General features: G+C 56.3%; 14 protein-coding genes. 5 read left to right on the top strand and 9 right to left on the bottom strand.

Annotation, left to right across the window (positions count from 1 at the left end; genetic code table 11):
- Positions 1 to 168: 168 nt before the first annotated feature.
- The 7 genes from GNF76_RS04910 to GNF76_RS04880 all read right to left on the bottom strand — a co-directional run bounded on the left by GNF76_RS04910 (position 169) and on the right by GNF76_RS04880 (position 10,442).
- Positions 169 to 717, bottom strand: a complete 549-nt coding sequence (locus GNF76_RS04910; protein ID WP_155582049.1) for a fimbrial assembly protein — start codon at positions 715 to 717, stop codon at positions 169 to 171.
- 386 nt (positions 718 to 1,103) lie between these two features.
- Complete coding sequence (locus GNF76_RS04905) at positions 1,104 to 2,162, bottom strand: fimbrial protein (protein WP_155582048.1); 1,059 nt, start codon at positions 2,160 to 2,162, stop codon at positions 1,104 to 1,106.
- Between the two features lie 243 nt (positions 2,163 to 2,405).
- The gene (locus GNF76_RS04900; RefSeq protein WP_178123181.1) at positions 2,406 to 5,426 is read right to left on the bottom strand and encodes a two-partner secretion domain-containing protein; all 3,021 of its coding nucleotides are present in this window, start codon (positions 5,424 to 5,426) and stop codon (positions 2,406 to 2,408) included.
- A 148-nt stretch (positions 5,427 to 5,574) separates the two neighbouring features.
- Positions 5,575 to 6,309 (bottom strand): fimbrial biogenesis chaperone, encoded by a 735-nt coding sequence (locus GNF76_RS04895; RefSeq protein WP_155582047.1) that lies wholly within the window; start codon positions 6,307 to 6,309, stop codon positions 5,575 to 5,577.
- Entirely contained in the window at positions 6,309 to 8,939 is a 2,631-nt protein-coding gene (locus tag GNF76_RS04890; protein ID WP_425502789.1) for a fimbria/pilus outer membrane usher protein, read from the bottom strand. The genes GNF76_RS04895 and GNF76_RS04890 overlap by 1 nt, the downstream gene beginning before the upstream one ends.
- 151 nt (positions 8,940 to 9,090) lie before the next feature.
- Complete coding sequence (locus GNF76_RS04885) at positions 9,091 to 9,855, bottom strand: fimbrial biogenesis chaperone (protein WP_155582046.1); 765 nt, start codon at positions 9,853 to 9,855, stop codon at positions 9,091 to 9,093.
- 26 nt (positions 9,856 to 9,881) lie between these two features.
- The gene (locus GNF76_RS04880; RefSeq protein ID WP_155582242.1) at positions 9,882 to 10,442 is read right to left on the bottom strand and encodes a fimbrial protein; all 561 of its coding nucleotides are present in this window, start codon (positions 10,440 to 10,442) and stop codon (positions 9,882 to 9,884) included.
- A 391-nt stretch (positions 10,443 to 10,833) separates the two neighbouring features.
- Here GNF76_RS04880 and GNF76_RS04875 point away from each other — a divergent pair, with 391 nt between their 5' ends.
- The 3 genes from GNF76_RS04875 to GNF76_RS04865 all read left to right on the top strand — a co-directional run bounded on the left by GNF76_RS04875 (position 10,834) and on the right by GNF76_RS04865 (position 17,014).
- Positions 10,834 to 11,457 carry a response regulator transcription factor gene (locus tag GNF76_RS04875; RefSeq protein WP_155582045.1) on the top strand — a complete coding sequence of 208 codons (624 nt, stop codon included), beginning with the start codon at positions 10,834 to 10,836 and terminating at the stop codon, positions 11,455 to 11,457.
- Between the two features lie 470 nt (positions 11,458 to 11,927).
- Positions 11,928 to 13,601: a ShlB/FhaC/HecB family hemolysin secretion/activation protein gene (locus GNF76_RS04870; RefSeq protein WP_155582044.1), complete on the top strand. Its 1,674-nt coding sequence runs from the start codon at positions 11,928 to 11,930 to the stop codon at positions 13,599 to 13,601.
- A gap of 53 nt (positions 13,602 to 13,654) precedes the next feature.
- The gene (locus GNF76_RS04865) at positions 13,655 to 17,014 is read left to right on the top strand and encodes a two-partner secretion domain-containing protein (protein WP_155582043.1); all 3,360 of its coding nucleotides are present in this window, start codon (positions 13,655 to 13,657) and stop codon (positions 17,012 to 17,014) included.
- Between the two features lie 94 nt (positions 17,015 to 17,108).
- Here GNF76_RS04865 and GNF76_RS04860 read toward each other — a convergent pair whose 3' ends face one another.
- Entirely contained in the window at positions 17,109 to 20,369 is a 3,261-nt protein-coding gene (locus tag GNF76_RS04860) for a hybrid sensor histidine kinase/response regulator (protein ID WP_155582042.1), read from the bottom strand.
- A gap of 280 nt (positions 20,370 to 20,649) precedes the next feature.
- Between GNF76_RS04860 and GNF76_RS04855 the strand changes: the two genes are divergently transcribed.
- Positions 20,650 to 21,858, top strand: coding sequence for an EAL domain-containing response regulator (locus GNF76_RS04855; RefSeq protein WP_155582041.1), 1,209 nt, complete (start codon positions 20,650 to 20,652; stop codon positions 21,856 to 21,858).
- A 219-nt stretch (positions 21,859 to 22,077) separates the two neighbouring features.
- Entirely contained in the window at positions 22,078 to 25,746 is a 3,669-nt protein-coding gene (locus GNF76_RS04850) for a transporter substrate-binding domain-containing protein (protein ID WP_155582040.1), read from the top strand.
- Here GNF76_RS04850 and GNF76_RS04845 read toward each other — a convergent pair.
- Positions 25,730 to 26,158 carry a hypothetical protein gene (locus GNF76_RS04845; RefSeq protein ID WP_155582039.1) on the bottom strand — a complete coding sequence of 143 codons (429 nt, stop codon included), beginning with the start codon at positions 26,156 to 26,158 and terminating at the stop codon, positions 25,730 to 25,732. The two genes, GNF76_RS04850 and GNF76_RS04845, sit on opposite strands and share 17 nt — an antisense overlap.
- Positions 26,159 to 26,182 lie beyond the last annotated feature (24 nt).

Genomic DNA, 26,182 nt, shown 5'->3' with positions numbered 1-26,182 from the left:
TACTTTGACCTGTGCATCTACCTGAAATGAAAACGCTAGAAAAACACCTAACCAAAGCCTATTTAGTCGAAACAGGGACTGATAAGCGAACATGCACTTTTTCTTTTAGGAGGAGACTTCCTGAAGGCAAAGCCCCGAACAAGCCGGGGCTATACCACGTGAGACAGATTAAGCTGCTGGCTTCTCCGGCTCTGCTGCTGCAACAGGCTCGAACAACATAACCAGGTCGCCGCTGTAGCTACCATTGGTGCTCAGCGTGCCAACCTTGGTTGGGGCACTAACGCTAATATTCACGTTATGGACTTCGTCATAGCCATCAGCGGTGCTGACGATCTGAGTAATCTTCTGAACGGCACCGAAAGAAAGGGTCTTTTCACCTTGGGCGCTGCTCAGGGTTACCTTGGCGTCGACCATCTCATAGCTGCCGCTGGACATTTTCAGCGGCTGAGCCAGAGAGGCGTTGAAGTCAGCGTTTTTGGTCCAGATGCGAACCGGCAGAGTCTTGGTGAATTTCTGCTGCTTGTAGTCATCCGCATCCAGTTCCTCTGTGCCGTACCAGCTCGAACCATCTGGCTTGGAAACGAAGAGAGCATCGTTGATCTGGGCAGTCAGAGTGATTTTCTTGGAAATAGTATTGGCAGGCAATGGCGCGGCACTCACCGAACCGATAAGTACACTGCCCATTCCCAGGGCCAGAATAAGTTGGCTGATTTTCATATAGTTAGCTCTATCTATCTGTGCATTGCTGCTTCCAATAAAGAAGCAGGATGTTTAAGCGTGGGTTCTTGTTTTCCACGGAAGAGATTAAAACCCATATTCCCAGCGCGAAAAATCAGCCACATCCCACACGACCATCAGATAAATCCTACATAGCGCAATCTCTGACACTAAATATTCACTACAGACCTATCAGTACAAGCCAGCACTTAAAGGTCCGCACCGCTTTGCAAACACAATATACTTTTCACTGGGTACGCCCTTAACGTAACGACCTAACCATTACTTTCAAACCTACACACTCAGGCAGAGTTGCCAGGCAACCAAACTTATCATTACGAAGCACAGCTGTAGAAAGTCATTACGCTTTTGACAATCACATCCACTCATGGAAACGTAAATGTAAACTCTACTGCACCATTGGCCTTCCCTGCCTTTAGTTCACCCACGCCACCCGTGCGAATATAACTTGCTCGCAAAGGCATTCGAGCCCGATCACCAACACGTTGCATCTCGTAACTCGTAAAGTCATATCTGATACGTTGCTCAGTAAGACCATTGATCACAATAATGCCAAAGCCTTTGGCCGCATTCTGTACGGGGTCAATGCCAAGTATCGTTGAGTCCGTACTCTTTGCGTACTTGTCACGAAAGGTTATAGCTGGACGGGCATTCACCGCACATTGGCTCAGTTCAATGCTGAAAGGTGTTGGCGTAGAGGTCGAACCCACTTCGGGAAACGTGTTGATGGCGAAGCGTCCTAATTCGACGGGTAGCGTCTTATACGCTTCAACCTGACAGGTATTGGGCAGAGTGATCGGCCCTCCTCCCCCCACGTTAATAATCGCCGGCCCCATCAGCGGATAAGGGGTTCGGCAAATGCCATTTGGGATATTCGTCACTGGGACAGTGATGCCGCCTCCAAGACGAGCCTCACCCTGTACCAGGTCAACCGCATACAGCATCAGTTGGGCACTGCCATCGACACGCTCAACGATCAGTTTGCCACCCGGCAACTGACTCGGCGGCACCGTGAGGATCAGGTATTGGATGTAATTGGTGGCAAGGCTGGATCGCTGGTTCTGTCCGGCGCTTGAATCGTACTGTATGGACTCTTTCTCGAACGCAACGGGCAAAGGGCTTTGCGTGATTGGCCTGAGGACGCCGTCTGAAGAGCTGACGGCGATCTTGAATCCAATGCCACTGACATTCGTTGGTGCGATACCTTCAGGCAAAGGGGTTCCCCCCGTCCAATAGCCTGCTGAAACCAGCTCATGGTGTGTATTGCCAGAGGCCGGTCCATAGACATAGTTGGCGTTTAACCCGACAGCACGTTGCCAAAGAATCGACCCTACGGGTGTGGAACTGGTCAACGGGGTCACTTCTACCCAGGTACCGCCCATGCCGTTGCTGAACCCGCAATTGATCGCATGGCTGTTGATCATGGCTGCATTCGAGATGCCACCCGTCAAAGCGTACATGAGCAATAGGCCGGAGATGAGTAAGGCAGATTTATGAGGGGTGAACCCATCCCTCACACAACGTATGAAGGTCATTGGAGGAGTGATCATGGTGTTCTCGATATCTTGGGCGTTACGACTCGAAGACGTGAACCCTGCATGCTCCACGCAAGCGTGCGTCACGCAGGGTTCACTGACTCAGTGGTTAGGCGAAAGCGCTATTCCCGATTAGCGAATAATTCCCTGATTGAGCCCCGCAAGCGGTACCAGCAGCGCATTGCCCGAAACGCCGTTGTACAACATCTCGCCATAGTTGGCCCCCACCAGGCCACCATAGGTCTGATTGTAGCCAGAGGAGAGGAAGTTGATTTTGCCGCTGGCGACCGATTGACGAACGTTACCCTTGTTCAACCCTACCAGCCCGCCCATGGTCACATAGGTGCCGCCACTGACCATCCCACTGGCCGAGGAGTTGATGATCTGAGCGTCGTTCTGCCCAACCAGACCACCCACCAGGCTACGGCTTTCACCCTTGACGTTGCCGCTGGCCGACGCCGACTCGATGGTACCGCCAATATTGTTACCGCTGGTTCCCACCAAGCCACCGACAAAACTGTTGCTGTAGCCATACACGTCGCCGCTCGCCTCGACCGACTGCAAATTGCCGTCGTTGAACCCTACAAGCCCCCCAACGTGACTGTTCGACCCTCCGGTGGTTTTGCCGCGCGCAACAGAATGCGCCACGTCACCGGCATAGTTGTTGCCGATCAGGCCGCCGACCCGGCTATTGTTTCCCGCCACCACGATGCCCACGGCTTCGGCGGTGTCGATGCGGCCACGGTGGTTGCTCCCCACGAGCCCACCGACATTAGCGCCTGATGAGTCCGTCACATTCCCGCGTGCCTTGACGTCAGATAGCGTGCTGTCCTGGTTCAGGCCAACCAGGCCGCCGATCGCCGCCGAGCCGGAACCTGTCACTACGCTACTGCTGCTGGACTGGCTGATCGAGCTGTTGGCGTTGAGACCGACCAAACCACCCACGTTGCTCGCTGCGCTGCCGCGTACGGTGCCTGAGGAGACCACACGCTCGACAATGCCATTTTGGTTGAACCCGATACCCCCCCCCATATTCAGCCCGGTGTAACTGGCTTGAGTGGCCCCCTGACTCGACGAGTCAAAGACGTTACCGCCAATATTCGCGCCAATCAGCCCGCCCACGCCTCCTGTCATGTTTCGTTGCATGTAGCCGGAAATGTTGGCGAGTGAGGTGCTGTTGCTCACGCTGGCAACGCCCAGGGTATTGGTGACGTTTTCCCCCACCAGTCCACCGATCGAGTTGGTATAGCTGTTGCCACTCAAGGTGCCACCGCTGGATGCCTTATCGATGACGCCGCCAAGGTTGCTGCCGACCAGGCCACCCACAACGTTGGAGCTGCGAGAGCCGGCGCTCACGTTAACGCCTCGGGTAGTCACGTTGGCTATCATCCCGAAGTTCGTACCGACCAGACCGCCTATCGATGAAAAACCCAGGTTGCTGCTCCCGCCCGTGACGCTCATGGACAGCAGGTTGACATTGCTGATGCTGCCGGACGACGAGGAAAACAGCCCTACGCTCGATCCGGTATTACTCACTGAAAGCCCGCTGATGGTATTACCCAGGCCATCAAAAACCCCATTGAACCGAGCGTCGCCGCCGATCGACTTGAAAGAACCATAGCCGGCGATCTTGTTACCCAGGACATACAGGCCGTTAAGGTTGGCGTTGACGTTCTGCAACTGCGCGACATTCTGAATCACGGTGTAGCTCGCGCCGTTCGAGTTGAACCCAGCGCCTGCGCCCGAGAGCGTGACCAGTGCATCAGTACTCATGGAGGAACGCGAACCGTAGTCCAGGCCCAGGCTATTGTTGATCCCACTCAGGGTAATCTTGTCGTTCAGGTGCAAGTCCCGGGCAGCGTTCAACACCACGCCGGCACCGGTTCCCGAAGCACTCAACGCGCCGTTCAGGTTGACATCGGCTGCAGCGTTCAAGGTCAGTTTATTAGCACTGTTCCAGGTGATCGGCCCCCCTATCGACACGTCGCCTGCGGTGCTGGTCAGCTCGATGTTAGTGCTCGACAGGTTGCGCGACAGTGTATCGGTAAAGGCCGTACCGGCAGGCGTAGCCGCGGTCGGATTGACACTGACGTTGGATGAGCTGATTTTCCAGGTCCCGGTCTGGCCGTTGCTGGCCTGAGTGTCAACTTGGGTGCCCAACTGTGCTTCCACATCACGGCCCTTGACCTCGATCACACCGCCGTTGCCGTAGCTGTTGAGTGCACTGGCGGCCAATGCCCCACCCACCCGGACCGTGCCCGCATCAGCACCATCAAGAATGATCCGGCCGGTGCTGCCCGACAGCGTTTTGGCCTCAATTGCTCCCTGGTTGTTCACCACCGCTTGCAGCATGGTGCCGGCACTTTTCGCCGTCATCAGTACTTGGCCGCCATCGGCCTTGAGCAAGCCGCCGTTTTGCGCCAGGGCATTGATGGCCGCACCCTCGACCTGTAGATCGAGCAAGTTGTTGCCATCGAAGTTCACCTTGAAACCGCTACCGGCCCCTAGCGCCACCCGTCCCATCTGCGCCTTGATCGTCCCGTCGTTTCTGACGTGCGAACCCAACAACGCCACGCTACCGCCTTGTGCAGCCGTCAGCGTACCGTTATTGACGATTTCGGCATTTGAGTTCCCCGCGAATACATATTTACCGGCAAGGAAGTCAGCATCACTGATGCCCTGGGTTGTAGCGATCAAGCTGCCGACGTTCACTTGCGCACCCTGGCCGAATATCACGCCATTAGGGTTCACCAGGAAGACCCGGCCGTTGGCCTCCACCTGTCCCTTGATACTGCTGACGTTGTTGCCAATAACTCGGTTGAGGGCAACAGAAGAGGCGCTTGGCTGATTAAACTTGACACTCTGGCCGGCGCCAACGCTGAAATCAGTCCAGTTGGTGATCAGCTTGTCGGTGTGCTGATTGACCGACATCTTCTGCCCCCCCTCATAACTCAGTATGTCCGCGCCGCCCGACACGACGGCCCCACCGGTAGGCAATGCAAACGCCGGAGCCAGTCCGCCCATACCCAGCAGTGCCAGCACGCCGCCGATGATCTGCTTGCGGCTGGATTTACAACGACGCCGGGCACCTTCATGTGCGACCTGCCAGCAGCCCTGAGAGTGATTCCAAACCAATGCGTAGATCTTGTTCACGTTTATTCCTTTCTTTGGTTATTCACGTTCTGCAACCCTTTGCAGAACGCCAGCACCTTCCGAATATGCAAGTTCGGAAAGATCGGTTTGCACCCATCTATCCCCTTGGGGCCTGATGGACGCTTGGGTCTTGCACCTAGGCGCCTCTTCAGTCTTGTATCCGTGCGTTTGCACTGAAGGTCGCCCCGTTGTCATCAACGATGTCGTAGTGAATCGGCGTACCGTTTGTGAGGTGCCTTTGTGTATCGGGCAGGGCAACTCGCGTCGTTCCATAAGGTTCGATGGTGATCCCCTCGAGCTGAACGGCTTGAGGACCGCTGCCGAGTGTCAGATGCGCTACCGAGACGTAGTAAGCCGAGCGATTGCCGATCTTCAGCGTTCGCTCTGGCAACGACTCAAGGCCCCATGAAAGCTGCTCCGCAGCCTGATCGGGACGGCCAGGCAATCCCTCTGGACGGAACAGCACCTTCATTCGCATGCGATAAGAAAGCTGCAGCCGGTGCTCGCTGCCTGCTGATTGCGCAGGGACTTCAAGCAGGTTGATCCAGAACACCGACTCTCGATCCCGAGGCAGTGGCTCACGGGTGTAACGCAACTCCAGTGCCGCACGCTGTTGCGGCTCGAGCCGGACAATCGGCGGGAAAAGTACGAAGGGCACGTGCAACTTGCCTGGGTCCGCCACGGCGTCGCCCTTGTCGAGCCAGGCCTGCAACAGGATTGGCTGCTCTGCGTTATTACCCACCCTGATCGGCAGTAGCGTTGTATCGGCGGGATAGACAAAACGGGTCCCGATCACCGTCAGCGCGGCCTGGGCATCGAGGCCACACAGCATCACCAGGACAGGCCATACCAGAGCGCTCCAACGTTTTTTCGACGGTCTCATCATGCCCCTCCGTCCTTAGCGACGGGCTCAAGACCGCTCACAGACAACGCCCGGCAGATCAACGTCAGTACGGTATAACCGTTCTGGTAGCCCGCCTCCTTGACGGGTAATACGTAATCGATCAGGCACTGCTGGCTTCGCTCACGCCCCCATTCGACACGGATCGAGCCCGCGTCCTTATCACTACGCACCACCAAGCGGCTGCCTTGCCCCACTGCACCGACAGGAAGACCGCTTTCGCTGTCGAGGGCCATCGCAGCGAACGGCAGTGGATCGCCGTTCGACAATCGGCTGTCGATCAGGAAAGGCCGGGATTTTCGTGTGGGGTAATCCAGCTTCACCACCGCACCCGCGCGCGGTGCGACGCTGCGCGAGCTGAGTTGGAGCTCAATGTCGTCAGGCATGCCCGCAGGGTCGATATCGATGTTATTGAGCTGATAAGGCATCAGGCTGGGGACTATCGCGTAGCCATTGCCGTCCACACTGGAACCGGCATAACCAACGTATGCGCCCTTTGCCCTGGGCACATGCACCAGCCCTACGGTCTCGCCCAATGGCTGCGAAAACGTCAGGCCGCCTTCGTGCATAACAACACCGCCCGATGCACCGATCGATCCTTGACGGTAGTCCCGTCCTTGCGAAAGGCTCGCCCCGAGGGAAACCTGAGGCAGCCGATAATTCAGGCTGGCATTGCTGGTCGCTCCCGGGGTCTGATCGTCACCGGACATCGAGACTGCGTAAGCGGCATTTCCCGCCGCATCCATCGTTCCGGACACCCCGCTGGAGAGCCTGGTACCGGAGAAATCGTCATGACTGACAAAACCGTTCATGACCGGAGCCCCGCGTGTCTCACGCCCCAGCGGGATGGACAGGTTCAGCGTCAGCATAGTGTTGCCCCCTGCCCCTCCATTCAACGTGCCGCCAGACAAGCCCTGGGTGCGCTGTGCTGTGATTGAATAGCTGTTACCGAACCACTGATTGCTGTACCCCACAGAGAAGTTCAGCGTTTTGCCGGGTTGATTCCAGTATTCAATCGATGATCCATTGAGATAAATGCTGCCACTGTCCCCTCCAAGGCGTTGGCTGATGTTGGCATCCAGGCGACTGCGTAAACGTGCGAACGAATCAGCTCTTGGAGCCTCTGTTCGCATCAGGTCATGCAGCGCAACGGCATCGCGCAGCCCCAGATAGCCGCCGGTGGAATAGCGGTATGTAAGCAGGGAAAAGTGGGTGCCGGTATTGGGCAGGTTTTTGCTGAAAGAGAGCCTTGCACTCGAACCTTGAAGGTCCTGCCCATCAGGTAGATCGGTGCTCGCCAGCGTCAGGTCAACCGCAAAACCACCGATGGCCGTATTGACCGCGGTGCCGAACAACCCGGATCTATAGTCACCCGTCAGGGCAAACCCGCCGTAACCCGTGAACCGATTATCCAGGCCCCGTTGCAGGGTGCCCTGAGCGACGAACTGTTTACTTTGGTTCAGGCCCAGGTCAGTGACTTGACCCACCGTTGCGCTATAACGCGTGGCGCCGGGGCGCAACAGCTGAACAGTCGTCGCAAAAGGAACCGTGAAGGATCGGGCTTCGCCGTTGGCTTCGGTTACCGTCACCTGCAAGTCGCCACCAAAGCTGGCCGCCTGCAGATCGCCGATTTCGAAGGGGCCAGGGGCCACAGTTGTTTCATAGACCAGATAGCCACGCTGATACACCGAAACCCGCGCGTTTGAACTCGCGGTACCTCTCACGACCGGTGCGTAATAGCGTTGTGTATCCGGCAGCATGCGGTCATCACTGAATAGCTGAACACCGCGAAATGAAACTGCGTCGAACAGGTCTCCGTTAGTCGAGTTTTCGCCCAGCAACAACTGCGAGTTCCACGCCGTCAGATCGCTCTGGGCATAGGTATAACCACGTTGGTATTGGCTTCCTGCCAGTGACGACCAGCTCGCGGTGCCATTGTGACGCAGGCGCCAGGCGCCCAGATTGAGCCCCATGTTCAGCCCTGTATAACCACTGGTGTAACTTGCCCCCGTGCTTTTGGAACTGAACAGATTGCTGTTGTAGTTAAGCAGCGCCGCAGTCACGCCACTGTCCCAGGCTTGGGGGTCGACGTAAGTACTGGACGCTGCTGACTGCAGGTAATACTGCGCCACCACGATATAAAGCTTCTGCTGCGCCACATCGAACTTGACCAGAGCTCCCGGCACATAGCGGTCCAGCGAGGTACACGTCTGCCTTTGCGAAACGGCCGCTCTCTTGCGTCCGGACCCTTGACCATCAGCACTGCGGAGCAGATCGATACCTGCACGAAGCAGCAGTGCGCGGTCGTAACAGAACTGTGCGCTGTCTTGTCCGGCGACGGTTTTGAACTCGACCTCCTCGGTGCCCCGCCACAGCCCATTGACCAACAGATCGATGCGGTATTTCCCAGGCGCGATGATGTCCGGGCGCTCGAACCGGGTAATGTCGATGAGCGTGCTGCCCTCCCCCTGATTGAGCATCTGTGGGTCGAAAACAATGTGCTTTTCAGAGTCCCTGGGCTGCTGAGCATGGGTATGCGAAGGTAGACTCGCCTGTGCGGATGACGTTGTGGCCACGACCTCGCCCCGGGTGGTTGCAGACAGCATGATCATGGCGAGCACTGCAATGTACTGCGCGGTTTGACGCGCGCACGACCGCGCAACACGAGCGGGAAAACCCGATCGATACAGGAGGGATATCAACATAACAACACCGATGGCCCCTGCTGCGAGGGCACCACGTAAGAGACTGAACGGGGGGTGGTTATTCCACCAACGGTTGTTCCAGCGTACGTCGACCGCCGTAGTCGTTAATCACCTCGTATTGAACCGAGGCCTGGCGAAGTTCCTTGGCAGTAGCCTTAGGTAAAACGAAAATCTCTGAACTGAACGGAGCGACAGTTCTTGTGCCCAAAGGCATGAGCTTGCCTTTGAAAGATGCCTTCACATCACCGAAGGAAACGTAATAAGCGGTGGGGTTAGTGACCCGCACGGCAAATCCTCCAACATCCGCTGTTCCGGGTTTAAGGCGCTCAGGGCTCTGTAACTTCCAAGTGAGTTTGTCCACTGCCGAATCGACATCGCCAGGCAAATGTGGCGGGCGAAAGAACAGCTTGATGCGGGTCCTGAAAGCGAACTGCAAAACGTTTTCATCCGATTCCTGCCGAAGTGGCATCTCCAATACGTTGAGCCAGAACAACGACTCACGATCCTTTGGAAGAGACTCTTGTGTGTGTCCAATCCTGAGTACCGCCCCGCTACTGGGTTCGACACGACCCACCGCCGGTGCGACCACGAATGGAACCTTCATCTGTTCAGGAGGTACATTGGCGCGCCCATCATCCACCCAGCTTTGAACCAGTACCGGCTCACTGCTGGCGTTATTGATTGGCACTGTTACTTCACGAGCATCAGCAGCAAACACCACACGGGTGCCCTGAATGACAATGGCCGCCTGCACGGCGCTGAAGGTACTCAGAAACACAACGCCGACGGCGAGAGAAGAAAAAACACGCGCTATCGGCGTCATGGACTACCTCCTTGTGTCTATAGGGTTTACTGGTACGACAGCGTGTAGCGAACGTACGAAATACCCGAACCCGCAGTTACCGCGGCGGCGGTTGAAACATAGGACGCCTTATAAGAAAGGGTCGCAGTGTTTCCTGCGATAGTGGCCACCTGTGGAGCTGTTTCGGCCTGCCCAAGCAGAATTTTCTTGCCGTCTTTCGTGTCGTTGTAGATCTGGATTTGTACCCCTTGGGCCGGAGCGCTGCCGATCAGCTTCAAGTTACCTGTCACAGGATCGATGTTGCCGATCTGCTCAAAATCGATAGCGACCTTGGCCTTGTTCGTACATTGCGAGCCGGACAATTGCAGCTTGAAAGGTACGAAAGTGGAGGCCGTCCCAACGCTGACAAAGGTGGCCGGCGTGGTTCGTCCCAGGTCGACATTGGTGATGTTACCTTCACCTGGCGCCTTGCCATTGATGTCACAGGTAACGTCGGTAATGCTCCCGGAGAAGTTGATCACGCCATCGGTGGCAAATGACAAGCAGGGTGTCACTGCAACGATGGCCAAGCCTGAAGCGGCCAATGTTTTTAAAATCACTCGTTTCATTTGACTTCCTTTTTCAAGTTTTCCGAACGAACTACGAAGTTTGGTCGAGTTATTCATTACCAAACTCCGTCTCGCATCAGACGCAACAACAAAGATAAGTATCTCCCTGCGTTTAGACACTCATAAGTAATGCCGTCAGAAGAGAGACCAAATAGTACCTGCAATGCCACTAGCATTCTTTAAGACGGAACTGAGACCCGGATCAGATAGGTCTGAATTTTCACCTTGCCCCCCAGAGGCTTGATAAACATAAAAACAACCACGAGCACCACGAGAAAAATCCACCACAAAGCAAGACAAGTCTGGTTTTTATAGTTATCAACGACAACATAAAAAAATATGGCAAATTCATGACAACCATTACACGCGCAATTTAAAAGGAATTTTACGCATGGGTACTGTTGTCATAGTAGATGATCACCCTTTGATTCGAGTTGCAGTCCGAAGCCTGCTGGAAAACAAGGGGCACACCATAATGGCCGAAGCCGGTAACGGCGTAGACGCTATTCAACTTGTGCGTACACACAAACCTGATGTGGTGATTCTTGATCTGGACATCCCTAAATTGGATGGCCTCTCCGTGCTGACCCACTTCAAGTCAAATCAATTGACCGCCAAAATATTGGTATTGACCGCCGGCGACCCCGCCGATTTCGCGGCGCGTTGCTTGAAGGCTGGCGCGTCAGGGTTCGTTTCCAAGAGTGGGGAGCTAAGCGAAGTGACTGATGCGGTGACGGCCTTGTTACTCGGCCTTCGCTACTTCCCAAGCTGCACCATTCATTCACCACAGGAAAATAGCGGGCACACGAAAAACACACCCTCCTCTCCCCTGACAAACCGCGAAATCACCATTTTACGGCTGTTGCTGAAAGGCAGAAAAAACCGGGATATCGCTACCACCCTGTTTATCAGTCACAAGACCGTCAGCACCCATAAGTCAAGGCTATTGAGAAAATTCAATGCAACAAATCTCTTGGAGCTGGTTGAGGTGGCCGGACGGGGGAACGCCCTCTAGGTTGCATGCCCCGTAATGCCAGGGCGTCTGGTAGTAAGGCCGCCGAACTGACATACGGGGCCGAGCAAGAGTGTACTAGCGCCCTGACAGTTCACAGCATCGTGAACACAATCCGGACAACGTAATAAGGCCCGGACTCGTTGAGGCATTACCCTCCAAGCACTCAACGATATTTCCATCCTCATGTAGGATTTTTCTATGCCCCCCATAAGAACCTCCGGCTTTGTCTTTATTACACGGTTTTTTTGTTTTTTTTATTGTAGCGTCTAGCTTGATAAGTTGTAGCACAGCTACTGCCCCGCATTGACAGCAAGGCCTATTAACTTACCGGGCGACAACTTTTAGATCCCCTGTTCACTGCCTGAGCTTTTATAAGCCTATGCAAACCATGTGGATAATAAGTCTGCAACTGGGTAAATGTTTGGTCGTGTCGATGGTCATCTTCTCTGCAATAGGATCTGACGGTTTTTATGAGAGCTCATATATCTAGTATAGGGGTGGTGCTGTGTTTGTCTTCTCCTATGGCTTGGGCCCAACTACCCAACGCCGGGCAAATCATACGTGACATCGAAAGCGAACGGCCAAGCTTGCCGGCGCCAGCAGAGCTGAAGCCAAAAACGCCCAAGGCCCGGCAAAACCCGGCAAGCGCAGCGGCTGAACAAGGCCCACGGATCAGGGTCAACGGCTTTCGTATCGACGGTAACCAGCTGTTCGACTCACAACAACTTCTGGCGATGCTTGACGATCTGAAAGGACGCGAACTGAACCTCGCCGAGCTGAACGATGCCGCTGACCGTATCAGTGAGTTCTATCAGGAATCCGGATACGTGCTGGCACGCGCCTACCTGCCACGCCAGGAAATCGACGACGGCCAAGTTCTTATCAAGGTGATTGAAGGCCGCTACGGACAGATCGAACTACAGAACCACTCGCGCACTCGGGACCAGGTGCTGCGCCAACCGCTGGCCAAACTGGAAAGCGGCGCCGCGGTACAGGGGCAGGAGTTGGAACGCAGCCTGCAAATGCTCAGCGACATCCCGGGTGTTCAGGCCAAGGGCACCCTGCGTCCCGGCACGAAGGGCGGGACAACCGACCTGCTGGTCGAAGCACAGTCCACTGCGTTGGTCTCTGGCAGCCTGGATGCCAACAACTATGGCGATTATTCCACCGGCGAATACCGCCTCGGCGGGAATATCAACGTCAACAGCCCACTGGGCCTGGGTGACCGACTGAACCTGCGTCTGCAGAGCGGCGACTGGCGCGAACGCTATTACCGCGTGGCCTATCAACTGCCCGTCGGGCCCTGGTCCACCCAGATCGGCGTGGCCAACTCCGAGGCCTACTACCACGTGATCAAAAATCCGGGGGACACGGATCTTGGCCTTCATGGTCGCGCGGGGGTCCAGAGCCTGTTTGTCTCACAACCGCTGCTGCGTGGCCGAACCTTCGGCTTGTCTGCACAGTTGCAGTACGAGGCCAAACAGTTACGCGATGACTTCGATCTTTTCGAGATACGTGGCCAAAAGGATATCGAGCTGTGGACGATTGGCGTCAATGGCAACAGCCAGGACCGTTTGCTCGGCGGCGGACAGAACGGCTTTGCACTGACCTACGGGCATGGGCGTCTGAGTATCGGTGACCCGGAGGATCGTCGTCAGGACCGCTACAGCGCCGGCAAGGCTGGTGACTTCGACAAGGTGAACCTCAATGCCGTGCGCCTGCAAAGGCTGACCGACCGCTTCCAGCTCTTCGCCCAACTCAACGCGCAATGGGCTTCGGGCAACCTGGACAGCGCGGAAAAATTCACTCTGGGCGGCCCGTATGGCGTACGCGCCTATCCGGCCAGCAGCACCAGCGGCAGTGGTGACGAAGGCTGGCAGGCCAGCCTGGAGTTGCGCTACAGCCTGACGCCCAACTGGCAACTGAGCACCTTTGTCGACCAGGGGGCGGTGACATTCAACAAGCAGCCCTGGACCCGGGAGGCCAATCACAACCACATGTCCGGCTCCGGTACTGGCGCCACCTGGTTCACCAGCACCCAGCAAGTCAGCCTCACCGCCGCCTGGCCCATGGGGAAGGCCGAGAAGAACATCGAGCCTGAACGCAACCCACGGCTCTGGCTCCAGGCCACTCAGTACTTCTGAGCATTACCCATTCTGCTGGGGATCAGCAGAGTTTCCATACGAGAGGATTTACCATGAACAAGAGCTATGCACTGGTCTGGAACCAAGCCCTGGGCTGCTGGAATGTTGCCAGCGAGTGGGCCCGACGGCGCGGCAAGGGGGGACGCAGCAAGGCCGTGGTCGCCACTGGCGTATCACTGCTGGGACTGCTGTGCCAGGCGCCCGCCTTCGCCTTGCCCAACGGTGCAACGGTGGTCGCGGGTAATGCCAGCCTGCACACCTCTGCCGATGGCAAACATATGAACATCGATCAGCAGAGCGGCAAACTGATCACCAACTGGAACGAGTTCAGCGTCAGCGGCGACGAACGCGTCAGCTTCCACCAGCCGGGCCAGGACTCCATCGCCCTCAACCGCGTGATCGGTACCCACGGCAGTGACATCCAGGGCCGCATTGACGCCAATGGCAAGGTGTTCCTGGTCAACCCCAACGGCGTGGTGTTCGGCAAGTCTGCCCAGGTCAACGTCGGAGGTCTGGTAGCCTCCAGCCAGAACATCGCCGACAAAGACTTCCTCGATGGTAACTACCGCTTCGCCGGCAGCTCCAGTGCAGGTGTCAGCAACGCCGGCCTCCTCGTTACCAGAGAAGGCGGTAGTGTTGCGTTGCTCGGCGCGCAGGTCAGTAACAGTGGTGTGATCCGAGCGCAGATGGGTAGCGTGGCACTGGGCGCAGGCAAGGACTTCAGCGTCAACTTCGACGGTAACGGCTTGCTCAACCTGCAGGTGAACAGTGGTGCAGTAGATGCACTGGTACACAACGGCGGCGTGCTCAAGGCTGACGGCGGTCAGGTATTGATGACAGCCAAGAGCGCTAACGGTCTGCTCAAGACCGTAGTCAGCAACCTGGGCGTCATCGAAGCCAGGACCCTGCAGAACAAGGCCGGCAAGATCATGCTCGATGGTGGCGACAGCGGTACCGTTCAGGTCGCGGGCAGACAGGATGCCAGCGCCCTGAATGGTCAGGGTAACGGCGGCATAGTGGAGAACCGTGGCGCCAAGGTCGAGGTGCAGTTGGCCGCACAGGTCGACACCCGGGCCAACAGAGGTGCCACCGGGACCTGGAAAATTCGCTCGAACGAAGTAGTCGTGGCGGACACCGACACCCTTGGCAAAAATCCCGTTGGCAATAACAACATTATTGGCGCCGGGAACATCGTCAATAACGTGATCGGCAACAGTGATAACAACACCATCAGCCTGGCAGGCTCCGGTAGCGTAACCAATAGTCAGATCGGGAACGGGAACGGGAACGGCAACAACATAAGCGCTTCCGGCGCTGGCAACATTACCAACAGCCAGATTGGCAATGGCAGCGGCAACAACATCAATCTGTCCGGGACCGGCAGCATCATTGGTAGCCAGATCGGTAATAACAACGGTATCGGCAGCAACTGGTCGGGTGGAAATATCATTGGCCAGCAAATCGGCAACATCAATGGCAACTGGATGGGATCAACACAGGTTGCTGGCCGCAGCGTAAGCATCGGTGGCGGCATCAATAGCAGCAATGGTGGCAATGTCTCGACAGGCAACAGCACGCCCACCCTGCACGCCGATACCCTGTCGAAAAACCTGGCCAATACCAATATAGAACTGGTCAGCAATCACGGCGATATGACGCTGGGTGCTCCGGTGTCCTGGAGCAGCTCCAACAGGTTGGGCCTGACGGCCGAGCGCGGCAATATACAGGTGAACGGCGCCCTGAACGCCAGAGGTTCCAACGCTCGCGTGCAACTGAACGCCAAGCAAGGCAGCATTCAACTCAATGACCATGTCGTATTGAGCGGGGCCGGCGCCAGCCTGGAGCTCAACGCCGGCAAGAACGGTTATGCCCTCAAGGACGGCAAGGCGGTGACACTGTCGGGCAGTGGTGCTGCGTTCCGAGCCAATGGTCAAGCCTATGACGTGGTCCAGAACCTGGACCAACTGCGCAAGATCGAAAACGACATGACGGGCCATTACGTACTGGGTAACGCTATTGGCGGGACCGGGCGTTTCAAGAGCATCGGCGATGGCAAAACCTTCACTGGCGTTCTGGATGGCCTGGGTAACACCATCAGCGACCTTTCCATCTATGGCACCTCCGCCTATGTCGGTTTGTTTGGTGCAAACTGGGGACAGATCAGTAACCTGAACCTTGAGCGCATCTCGGCCAACGGCGGTTCGTCGACCCACTACAACACTCAGGTTGCCTCGCTCGTCGGGATCAATCTCGGTTCCGTGCGTAACGTCAAAGCCAAAGACGTCAACATCACCGGCACCTCCCACCTCAATACCCTGGGTGGCCTGGTGTCTATCAACCTTGGCGGTAACATTGAAAATTCCAGCGTCAGCGGCAAGGTGAGCGGTGATCGTTATACCTATGCCTTGGGTGGCTTGGTCGGTGAGAACATCACATCGACCAATGGCGTAGGACGGATCAGCAACAGCCAAGCCGACACAATCGTCTCCGGGCAAATGTCGAGCGACTCAACGAATTACGGCGCAGGTGGCCTCCTCGGCTTGAACGATGGTGGACGTGTCACCAACTCAAGCAGCCAAGGCTCCATCAATCTGACGGGCGACAATTTGAACATCGGGGGACTGGTTGGCCATAACCGCAACAACGGCAGTATTACCAACAGCAACTCGTCCACCCGCGTTTCGGGCGGGCGCAACGGCGTGGTTGGCGGCCTGGTCGGCTTTAACCAGCAAGGTTCGGTTGCCAACTCCTCGGCCAGTGGCCAGGTGACTGGCAACGCCACGAAGGCCATCGGCGGCCTGATCGGGAAAAACCTGAACAATGCCCTCGCCAATGTTTCGGCAAGCGGCAACGTCAGCGACATGATGAGCCGTGATGTCGGCGGGCTGGTGGGTAACAATGAGGGTGGCGCCATCGCCAACGCTACGACGAGCAATACCGTGATCGGCGGCAACAATGCCAATGTCGGTGGTCTGGTCGGTTACAGTCAAAAGGCAGCCATTACCAATGCCATCACCTCTGGCAGTGCAGTCGGTGGCCAGGATGCGCGGGTTGGCGCACTGGTAGGCAACCTGGCCAGTGGGCGGGTTGATACGTCCCGTACCAAAGGCAGCGTCAGCGGTGGACAAACTAGTCGGGTCGGTGGTCTGGTTGGCATGAATGCCGGCCAGATCAGCACTTCTTCGGCCTCAGTGACCGTGAAGGGTGGCTACGGTGCCACCCTCGGCGGCCTGATCGGGATGAACGCTGGCTCTGTCCTTCTGTCATCGGCGAGCGGCAAGATCGACTTTTCCCCGGCCTACAACCAGACGTACGGAGGCTTGATCGGCGTAAACTTTGGTCGGCAGTACCTCAATAACGTTTACGGGAGCGCGCTCAACGTCCCCATGATCGGTCGTAATTTCGGCTTTTAACCTTCCCAAAATGTCCGGATAGGACAGATGGCCTGTCATGCGAAAGTGTGTCAGGCCATTTTCTCGGTCGTGTCTATAGGACCTGTGTGTCAGGTTAATGGGTATCCACAAGCTGGTTCAGGAGTGCTTGAAAACGCCCAAGCAAACGCCTCAAACCAGGAACCGATGAAACAGTCACACCCTCCTTCAACGCAATCTCCACCTCACGACTGGCAGCTATCAGGCTGGGTATTCTGGCAACCGACAGTGCCCCGCGAATGCGATGAAGCAGACGGATGATTTCGTCAATATCGTTACGTTCCATGGCCGCGTGAATGGCTTTGAGATCTTCTTCCATGGAGCTGACAAACAGAGTACGGATCCGCTCCGGTAACGCCAGAAGGTCTTCTGCGTCGCCTTGTGAACGGGTTTCGTTCCGGGACTTCGCCCTGATCATCCTGACCGCTTTTTCGTCTGTCACTTTCCTCAGGCAAGTAAGCAGGGCATGCAGACTGATGGGCTTCGTCAGCCAAGCGTTCATCCCCGCCGCGATGCAACGATCACCCTCTTCCTGAAACGCATTGGCGGTCACGGCAATAACCGGCAACACACCGTGGGTCAGTCTCAATCGCGTGACAAATTCGTAGCCGTCCATTACCGGCATGTTCACATCCGTCAACACTACATCGAAGTCGGCATCTTTCAGGCATTCCAGAGCTTCCTGCCCGTTACCAACCAGCGTAACCGAACAGCCAAGCTGTTCCAGCTGCTCGCTGAGCAGCGCCTGATTGACCGGATGGTCTTCGGCCAGCAATACCCTCAAGCCGAGTATTCCCTTGGGGCGCTCCGAATCAGAGGGGGTGGGCAATGCCACCGGCCAACCCAGCGCCAGCATCACTCCATGGGCCACACCCAGGCGGTTATGCACATTGACCCGCCATCGATGCTCGCTCAGCAGCGGCTGAACACTGGCATCATGCCCGGCCACGACCCGAGGGCCCTGCCAGTCCACCGCAAGCAATGACTCTGGCAGCAACTCCAGCAGCAGCGCTGTCCGGTCCGGCGGCTCTTGCGTCTGTTCGTCCCACGCAACGACGTTGCCCACCGACATCTCAAGCCATTGGCAAATATCGTGGGTGAGTTCGGCAACCGGAGAGCGGACATGGATTTCTGCGTTCCCTGCCTCGATCACCTCTGGAAGTTGAACACTGCTTTGCACTTCCTGCAGCTCCACTTCAAAACTGAAACTGCTACCCAAACCCGGTGCACTGACTACTTCCAGAGTCCCCTCCATCATCTGGCTGAGCTGGGAACAAATGGACAAGCCCAGCCCGGTGCCGCTCGACGCAGGCTGTTGGTTGTTGGCCTGAAAAAACGGTTCGAACAAATTGACTTGCTGCTCTTTGGAAATGCCCACGCCCGTATCGATGATCTGCCAATGAAGGCGTACGCGCCCGTCTTCGCGCCCGAGCACGTTCAAGTGAAGCGTTACTCTGCCCTCCTTGGTGAACTTGATGGCGTTGTTCAGCAGGTTATTGATGATCTGGCGAACCCGCATGCCGTCGCCCAGAACAAGTCCGGGCAAGTCCGTGTCGACGCAACTGTACAAGAGCAGTCCCTTGCCTTCGGCGATAGCCGAATAGTTGCGCAGCGCCTCCTCCACCACCTCCAGTGGAGCAAAGTGCCCGAGTTCCAACGACATTTCTCCGGCTTCGATCTTCGAGAGATCAAGAATGTCGCTGATCAGTTGCAGCAGAATGTTGGAGGAGCCCTTAATCGTTCGCAGGTAGCCATCCTGCTGCTGGCTAAGGTGCGTCAGCCCCAGCAATTCCAGAGTCCCGACGACGCCATACAAGGGGGTTCTGATTTCATGACTCATGGTCGCCAAAAAACGGCTTTTTTCTGCATTGGCGGCGTTCGCCCTATTGCGCGACACCACCAATTCGGACTCAGCCTCTTTATGGGCCGTTATATCAATGAACGCACAAAGCGATGCGGGCTCACCTTGATAGGTCGTCGGAGCAAAACGCGCATGCAAGCACAGTGAACCGATCATGGCGCAGGTCTCGCCATAGACCGGATTGCCATCCTCAAACATGTGCCAGTCACGCGTCAGCTGCGCCAGATCGTTCTGTTCACCGAACCATTGCAAAGCCAAAGAGTTTTGCATGACCAGTTGCCGGTCACTTTCCTTGATCACACACAGTGCCACAGGCGTTGCCTGGATGATGCCCTGACTGAACTCATTACGGCTGACCAGAGAACCGTAATAGTGATCGGCAGGCTTGACGATGTTTTTCCGTTGCCACCGCAACAGCAACCAGCCCAATCCCACACAGGTAACGAGCAGTAGCACCACATTGAACAACTGCCATTTGGCGTCCTGGAAAAGTTGCTGATAGCCCACATGATAAAGGGCATGCCAGCTGTTCTCGGATCCGGAACTGCGCTTGATCAACAGCCCCTTCCAGGTGAGATAGATACCGTCTTCATAATCAGACTTCGAGCTGCCGGAACCCAGCAAGACCACGCCATCTGGAGAGATCAGATCCAGTGAGTCAAATACCGGTGTTCGCAGCAGCGGGTTGTAATCATTGATACTGTTCAGCTCGAACAGTGTGGCTGCAACTACCTGCGGGGTCGCGCCGTTCATGATCCAGGAGTCATCGGGCACCGCGTCGGCCACATAAGCGAGCATTTCCGAATGCTCTCTTCCCAAGAATGCTGCACCCGCCCGCCAGTACACACGATGGGCAATGGGGTCCGGTGGGTTCTCATGCAAGGCACGACTCACTTTCTCGACAACGTGCAGAAAGCCGTTAGGAGCCTCTTCGCCGTGCCTACCCCGACGTTCGATGGCTGGAATAGCCAATCCGACTTCGCTGTTAAGATCCAGCAAGAACATTTGTGGTGCCGAATAAGGTGAGTCGTTCCAGAACCCATGGTGAAAGTTCGACAGCATCATGCCCAATTCCAGCTTACGGGACGCCGTCTGATGATCGGCGCCTTGAGAGGCAGAATCGGGCAGCACCATGGAAAATGTTGAGGTACGCGGCGTCCCGGCCACCTCATAACGCGTCAGATGCAGAGACTTCACTTCGGTAATGCTTGGCAGCATGGTGCCAACATTCGGATGGTAAGGCGCGGAGGTCGACCGAATGACTTGCAGCAGAAAAAGCTCGTGCTCGTGGATCGCACCGACCATTCTGAAATAGTGATAGTTGACTTTGGCTCGTTGCGTTTCGAGCACCTTGTAAATGACCCAATAGCTCGCGCCAAAAAAGAAGATCGTCAGAAGAAATGAAGACAGCAGAATAAAATTGAAGCGCAGCGAAGACCTGGACAATTTACGCAGGTTGGAGCGAATGGATTTCATGGACAGCCCAATTCAAATTATCAGCTTCACCCTGTCGACGACTGAGCAATCGGCCCCGCCGCGCGGCTACCTGTCGCCAGGCCGCGTACTGTGGTTCTATCCATCAGCCCGGCTGTCTTGCATAGCCTGAAACAAACCCCATGTAAGCAGATTAACTGGTTTTACGATAAATCCTAAGTATTGACAGGATATATCCTATGGTTTGGATGGAAAGCACTGATCGTCACTTAGGCGCTTTTCCTTCAAGGTAGGTCCATTGCTTACTTCCGGTTGACCCGTCATGCAACCCATCAGTTTTCTTGTACTCGACGCACAGCTCTGTGAGCGGCAGCGTATCGTCGCGCTTTTACAACCACTCGAACCGGGGCCGGTACATCAAGCCTCGACCAGCCAGGAGGCCCTCGAAGGACTTCGTCGCTGTGGCGGGGTCGATATCGCGATCTGCAATCTGCGCACGGCCGGCAGGGATGGTTTGACCTTCCTGCGCGAGGTCAGCAAAGCCCACCTGGCCCGAGCCATTTTGATCACCGGTCAAATGGACGCCTCATTGCGCAGCGCGGCCCACTCCATGATCACCTGCCTTGGCCTGCAAGTGCTCGGAGATCTGGGGCAAACCAGCGACGTCGAGCAAATACAGGTGGTACTTGATGCTTATCGCGCTGGCAGCGACAAGCTTGTGACACCTGAGTTGGATGCTCCGCCGTCCTTTGCAGAAATTCAGCGGGCGTTCGATGACGATGAGTTCGAGCCCTACTATCAACCCAAGTTCATGCTCAATAGCGGCGAATTAAAAGGGGCGGAAGTCCTGGCGCGCTGGAACCATCCGCGCCTGGGGCTTCTGTCACCCGCCTACTTTCTAGCAACCCTCGAAGCCCATCATCTGCTTGACAAACTGCTCGCTCGGTTGCTGGAGAAGGGACTGATGCTACAGAAAGCCTTGGCGCTAACCGGTCTGTCCGTTGAGTTAGCGTTCAATGTGCACGCGACACAACTGGGTTCAACAACCTTTGTCGATAAGATTGAAAAAGCCTTGAACAGACTCGGGCTGCCCGCCCACGGATTACTCTTCGAAATCACTGAAACAGGTTTGGTCAATTCCACGGTCAACAGCCTGGAAAACCTGATACGCCTGCGATTGATGGGATGTGGCTTAGCGATGGACGACTTCGGCAGTGGTTATTCATCACTGCAACGACTTTGCGGCCTTCCGTTCAGTCAGCTCAAACTGGACGGTTCCTTTGTGCGCGAACTTGAGTCGCGCCCTGATCACCGTGCGGTCATCGAAAGCGCAGTCACGCTGGCCGACTCACTGGGTCTGTCACTCGTGGTGGAAGGCGTCGAGACGTCGGAGCAGCAGGCGCAATTGCACAGGATGGGCTGTTCCATTGGTCAAGGTTATGGCTTGGCACGCCCGATGCCCACGACGCGTTTTTTCCAGTATTGCCTGGACGCTGAACGCGACAAGCGCAATTACTTGCTTACGGCCTGAACGCCTCGCCCTGAAATCACCCGCCACGTTTCTCATCTGGAACCGATCAGGTCAGGCTCGTTCGCCCCTTAATCAACAATTTACAACAGGCGTGTTCGTTACCTTAAGACCACGTTGTTTATCGGTAGACGGCGTCGTGCCCACACACTGCAAAACCCCTCATGACAGCAAGCCGCCAAGGAATGGTAACAGGCTCTCGACCTCATTCTGGTAACCCCCATGTGCAAACCCGGCTCATTGATCCGTCCTTCCATTGTTATGGGCGCCCTACTCCTGCTGCTGCCAATTATGTCTGCCTGGGGTGCGACCAAGACTCCTGAGCGCCTCCATTTATTGAGCCAGCTCGCTTCAGAACATCAGGACATACAGCTTTCCGAACAGGACTGGGCCTGGCTCAGGCACAAACGCAAGCTGACGCTTGGGGTCTCTCTGCCAAGTTTCCCACCCCTGGATATCGTGTATAGCGACGGTGACTATGAGGGCATCAGCGCCGACGTGGCGGCCTTGCTCAGCCAACAATTGGGCATCGAAATCAGCGTTCTTAATCTGCCGGATCGGGCCGAGGCGCTGGAGGCGCTCCAAGCTGGAACAATCGACCTGCTCAGCGGTGCCAACAATTTTGAACTTGACGCCTACCCCGTGGCATTGAGTCGGTCGTACGCGGAAGATTTTCCGGCCATTTTCCGCCGCCAGGGCGACAGTCGCTTGCTCCCCAAAAACCTCAGCGGAGCGACGATCGCCATGGCCGAAGATTATCGGTCCTCCCAGGAAGTGCAGAATCTGTTTCCGCAGGCACGACTGGTGCAATTCAAGTCACAGACCGAAGCCATGGCGGCGCTGGCCTTTGAACAGGTCGACGTTTATCTGGGGGACTCGCTTTCGGCCTACTACATGGTCAACCAGAGCTTTTTCAATTATGTGAAATTCGATCGCCCCGTGGAAATGACCTCCAATGGGTTCAGCTTTGCCGTAAAGCAGGACAACACGCGTCTGCTGCAGATCCTGAATAACAGCATCGATACGCTGGGCCAGGCAAAGCTCTCCCATATCATCAAACGCTGGGCAGGCAGTGGCTTTGTCTTGTCCGGGGACAAAGTGATTTTGAGTGCCCAGGAACGGCGATGGATAGCGCAGCATCCGGTGGTCCGGATGGTCGTCAACGATGACTTGGCACCTGCCGCCTTTTTTGACGCCAACGGCAACTTCAACGGCATTGTCGCTGATTTGTTCGACATCATTTCGTTACGCACCGGATTGCAGTTCGAGGTTGAACGCACGGGCAGCTTCAACAATCTTCAGCGAGCTCTGAAAGCCGGAAGGGCTGACCTGGCGATGCTGATTCCCACCCCTGAAAGGGAAACCTTTTTGCGCTTCACCCACTCTTTTGCGACCAGTTCATTTGCCGTGGTCAACGCCAGGTCCAACAAGGCATTCAACGGACTTCAAAGCCTCAAAGGCAAGCGTCTGGCCATCGCCAAGGGCCAGGCGGTCATTGCACAGATCCGCAGTGAACATCCGGATATCCGTCTCGTCACGCCGGCAACGACACTGGACTCACTCAGCATGGTGGCCGAAGGCAAGGCCGATGCGGCGATGATGCCCCTCTCGTCCGCGCGCTATTACACCAGCCGACTCTACGACAATACCTTGCAGATCGCAGGGATCACGAGCGGTAACGAGGCCACCAACAATTTTGCCATGCGCCGCAGCGATACCGAATTGCAGTCGATCCTGAACAAGGTAATTCTGAGTATTCCGCCCGACGACATGAACTCGATCACCAACCGCTGGCGCGCCAACACCGCCATGAGTGGTCAGACCTGGCGAGATTACCGCGAGGTCATTGGAGAAATCATCGCAGTCGCGCTGACAGTCGTCGCGATCATTTTGCTCAAGGTTGTGTTCCTGCGTCGGGAAATACAAAAACGCGTGGCGGCCGAACAGGCGTTGAATGATCAATTGCAGTTTCTGCAAACACTCAGCGACGCTATGCCCCAACCGGTTTACGCGCGTGATCGGGAGGGTCGTATGCTTTCCTGTACACGCAGCTATGAGCAGGCCCTTGGCCTTTCCTTGAGCGACATACTGGGAAAAACCACCCTGGAAATGCCCATCGACTGTTTCGAAACCGTCCGGGACTTCCATCGCAACTACCTGCTCGCCATGGAGAGTGGCGAGCCGATCCAGCAACGCTGCGAAATTACCCTGGGCAACAAAACCATCTGGATCGACCACTGGATCCAGCCATTCCGTGATTCGGGCGGCACCATCAAGGGCGTTATCTGCGGCTGGCTCGATACCACGGAACAGCACACCCTGATTGAAGCTCTGCGAGCGGCAAAAGTTCAGGCCGAAGATGCCAGTCGCGCCAAAACCACCTTCCTGGCCACGATGAGTCATGAAATCCGTACCCCCATGAGCGCGGTCATCGGGACCCTCGAGCTGGCGTTAAAGCGCGCCGATCAAGGTGTACTCGATCGTGCCGGTATCGAAATTGCCCGTACGGCCGCAAACAACCTGCTGGAGCTCATTGGTGACATTCTCGATATCGTGCGTATCGAGTCCGGTCGTCTTAGCCTTGCGCCCAAGCGCGACAACCTGCGGGAGCTGGTGGAGTCGGTGTTCCGGGTTTTCGATGGCGCGGCCAGGCACAAAGGCCTGCAGCTGATTCTGGACGTCGACCCTAACATCAATGGCGATGTACTCATCGATCCGCTGCGTTTCAAACAAGTACTGTCCAATCTGGTCAGCAACGCCATCAAGTTCAGCCATGAAGGTTGCGTGAAAATCACCGTGGCCGGCGAGTGGGTGGAGCCGTTCAGCCTTGCGCTTACGCTACTGGTTGAAGACAGCGGAATCGGAATCTCGCAGGAAGACCAAACCCGCCTGTTCCGTCCATTTGCGCAGGTGAATCAGGACCCGGCGAACGCACGAGGCGGCACCGGGCTGGGACTGGTCATCAGTCGTTCGCTGTGCGAAATGATGGGGGGGACGCTGCATATGATCAGCATACCCGGCACCGGCACCCGGATCAGGGTGAACCTGACCCTGACGCGACTCGATCCGGTACCGCCACGTGAGTCCTCTCCCCCGTTGACAAGCGTGGCGCCACGTCATGGCAGGGTGCGAATACTGGTCGTTGACGATCACCTCATGAATCGCCAGTTGCTCCTTCAGCAACTCCAGTTTCTCGGCTATGAAGCTGCAGGTGCCGAGAACGGCGAGGTGGCCCTGGCGGCATGGCGTAATCTTCACTGCGAGCTGATCATCACCGACTGCCACATGCCGATCATGACGGGGGCAGAGCTGACCCTGGCGATACGCGAGGAAGAACGACTTTCGGGCCTGACGCCGACGGTGATCCTGGGTTTAACTGCCGACGCCCGGCAAGTGGACATCGAACGCTACCTCTCGATCGGCATGGATGACTGCCTGATCAAGCCGACGAGCCTGGATGAGCTGGAGGCACGCCTGTCCTCGTTTACGTTCAGCCGCTCGTCAACGCACGCACACGACGCTGCCAAACCTCAACGGGTGGTGAACATCGAAGACGATCAGGACCACATCGGTATCAACGCCTTGAGTCGACTGGCCGGAGGTAATACTTCACAGGTGCAGGAGTTGGTGCGCGAATTGCTGAGTAGCAACCGACAGGACCTGGGAACGCTCCAACTACTTTTGCAAAAGCGCGACATACGGGCTCTCCGCGAACTGTCACATCGGATCAGGGGGGCCGCCAGCGTGGTAAAAGCCGAGCAATTGATCGCCCGTTGCCGGGAAATGGAAGACGCCTGCGGCTCCAGCGACCTGTCGAAGCTTGAGGAGAAAGCTGCCCAGGTCGAACAGGCCATGGTTGAACTGGAACGCGGATTCAGCCTGATCGACTGAGGGATTGCTGACGACCGGTGCCCCATTTTTCCAGCAGGCCAAGCAAGGTCTTGCTGTCCATCGGTGGATTGGCGACATCGAGCAGCGCAATGCCCTTGTCCATTGCCCAGGCCAACAATCTGTGACGGGGCGCGGGATCGATATGCGTCAGCACAATAATCTGCCGGGCGACTCTTCTTTCAGCCAGACGTGGCAACACATCGCTCAGACACTCATCGACCCCCGAGTGGTCGTACAGCAGCAGATCATAGCGATCGGCTGATGGCGGACACTGCATAAGGGTTGCCCAGATAGCGCACGGCGTTACGTTGTAGATTCCAAGGGCATTCAGCGAAGCCCAGTACTGCAACAGCAGTCCTGGGGATTGGCTATACAAGATGAGTTTTGGAGGGATAGCTTCGTTGATCGACATCAGGCCAAGCCATAAATAAGGAGA

The organism is Pseudomonas spelaei, assembly GCF_009724245.1.
GTDB lineage: Bacteria > Pseudomonadota > Gammaproteobacteria > Pseudomonadales > Pseudomonadaceae > Aquipseudomonas > Aquipseudomonas spelaei.
This window is presented reverse-complemented; position numbering and strand designations above follow the sequence as displayed.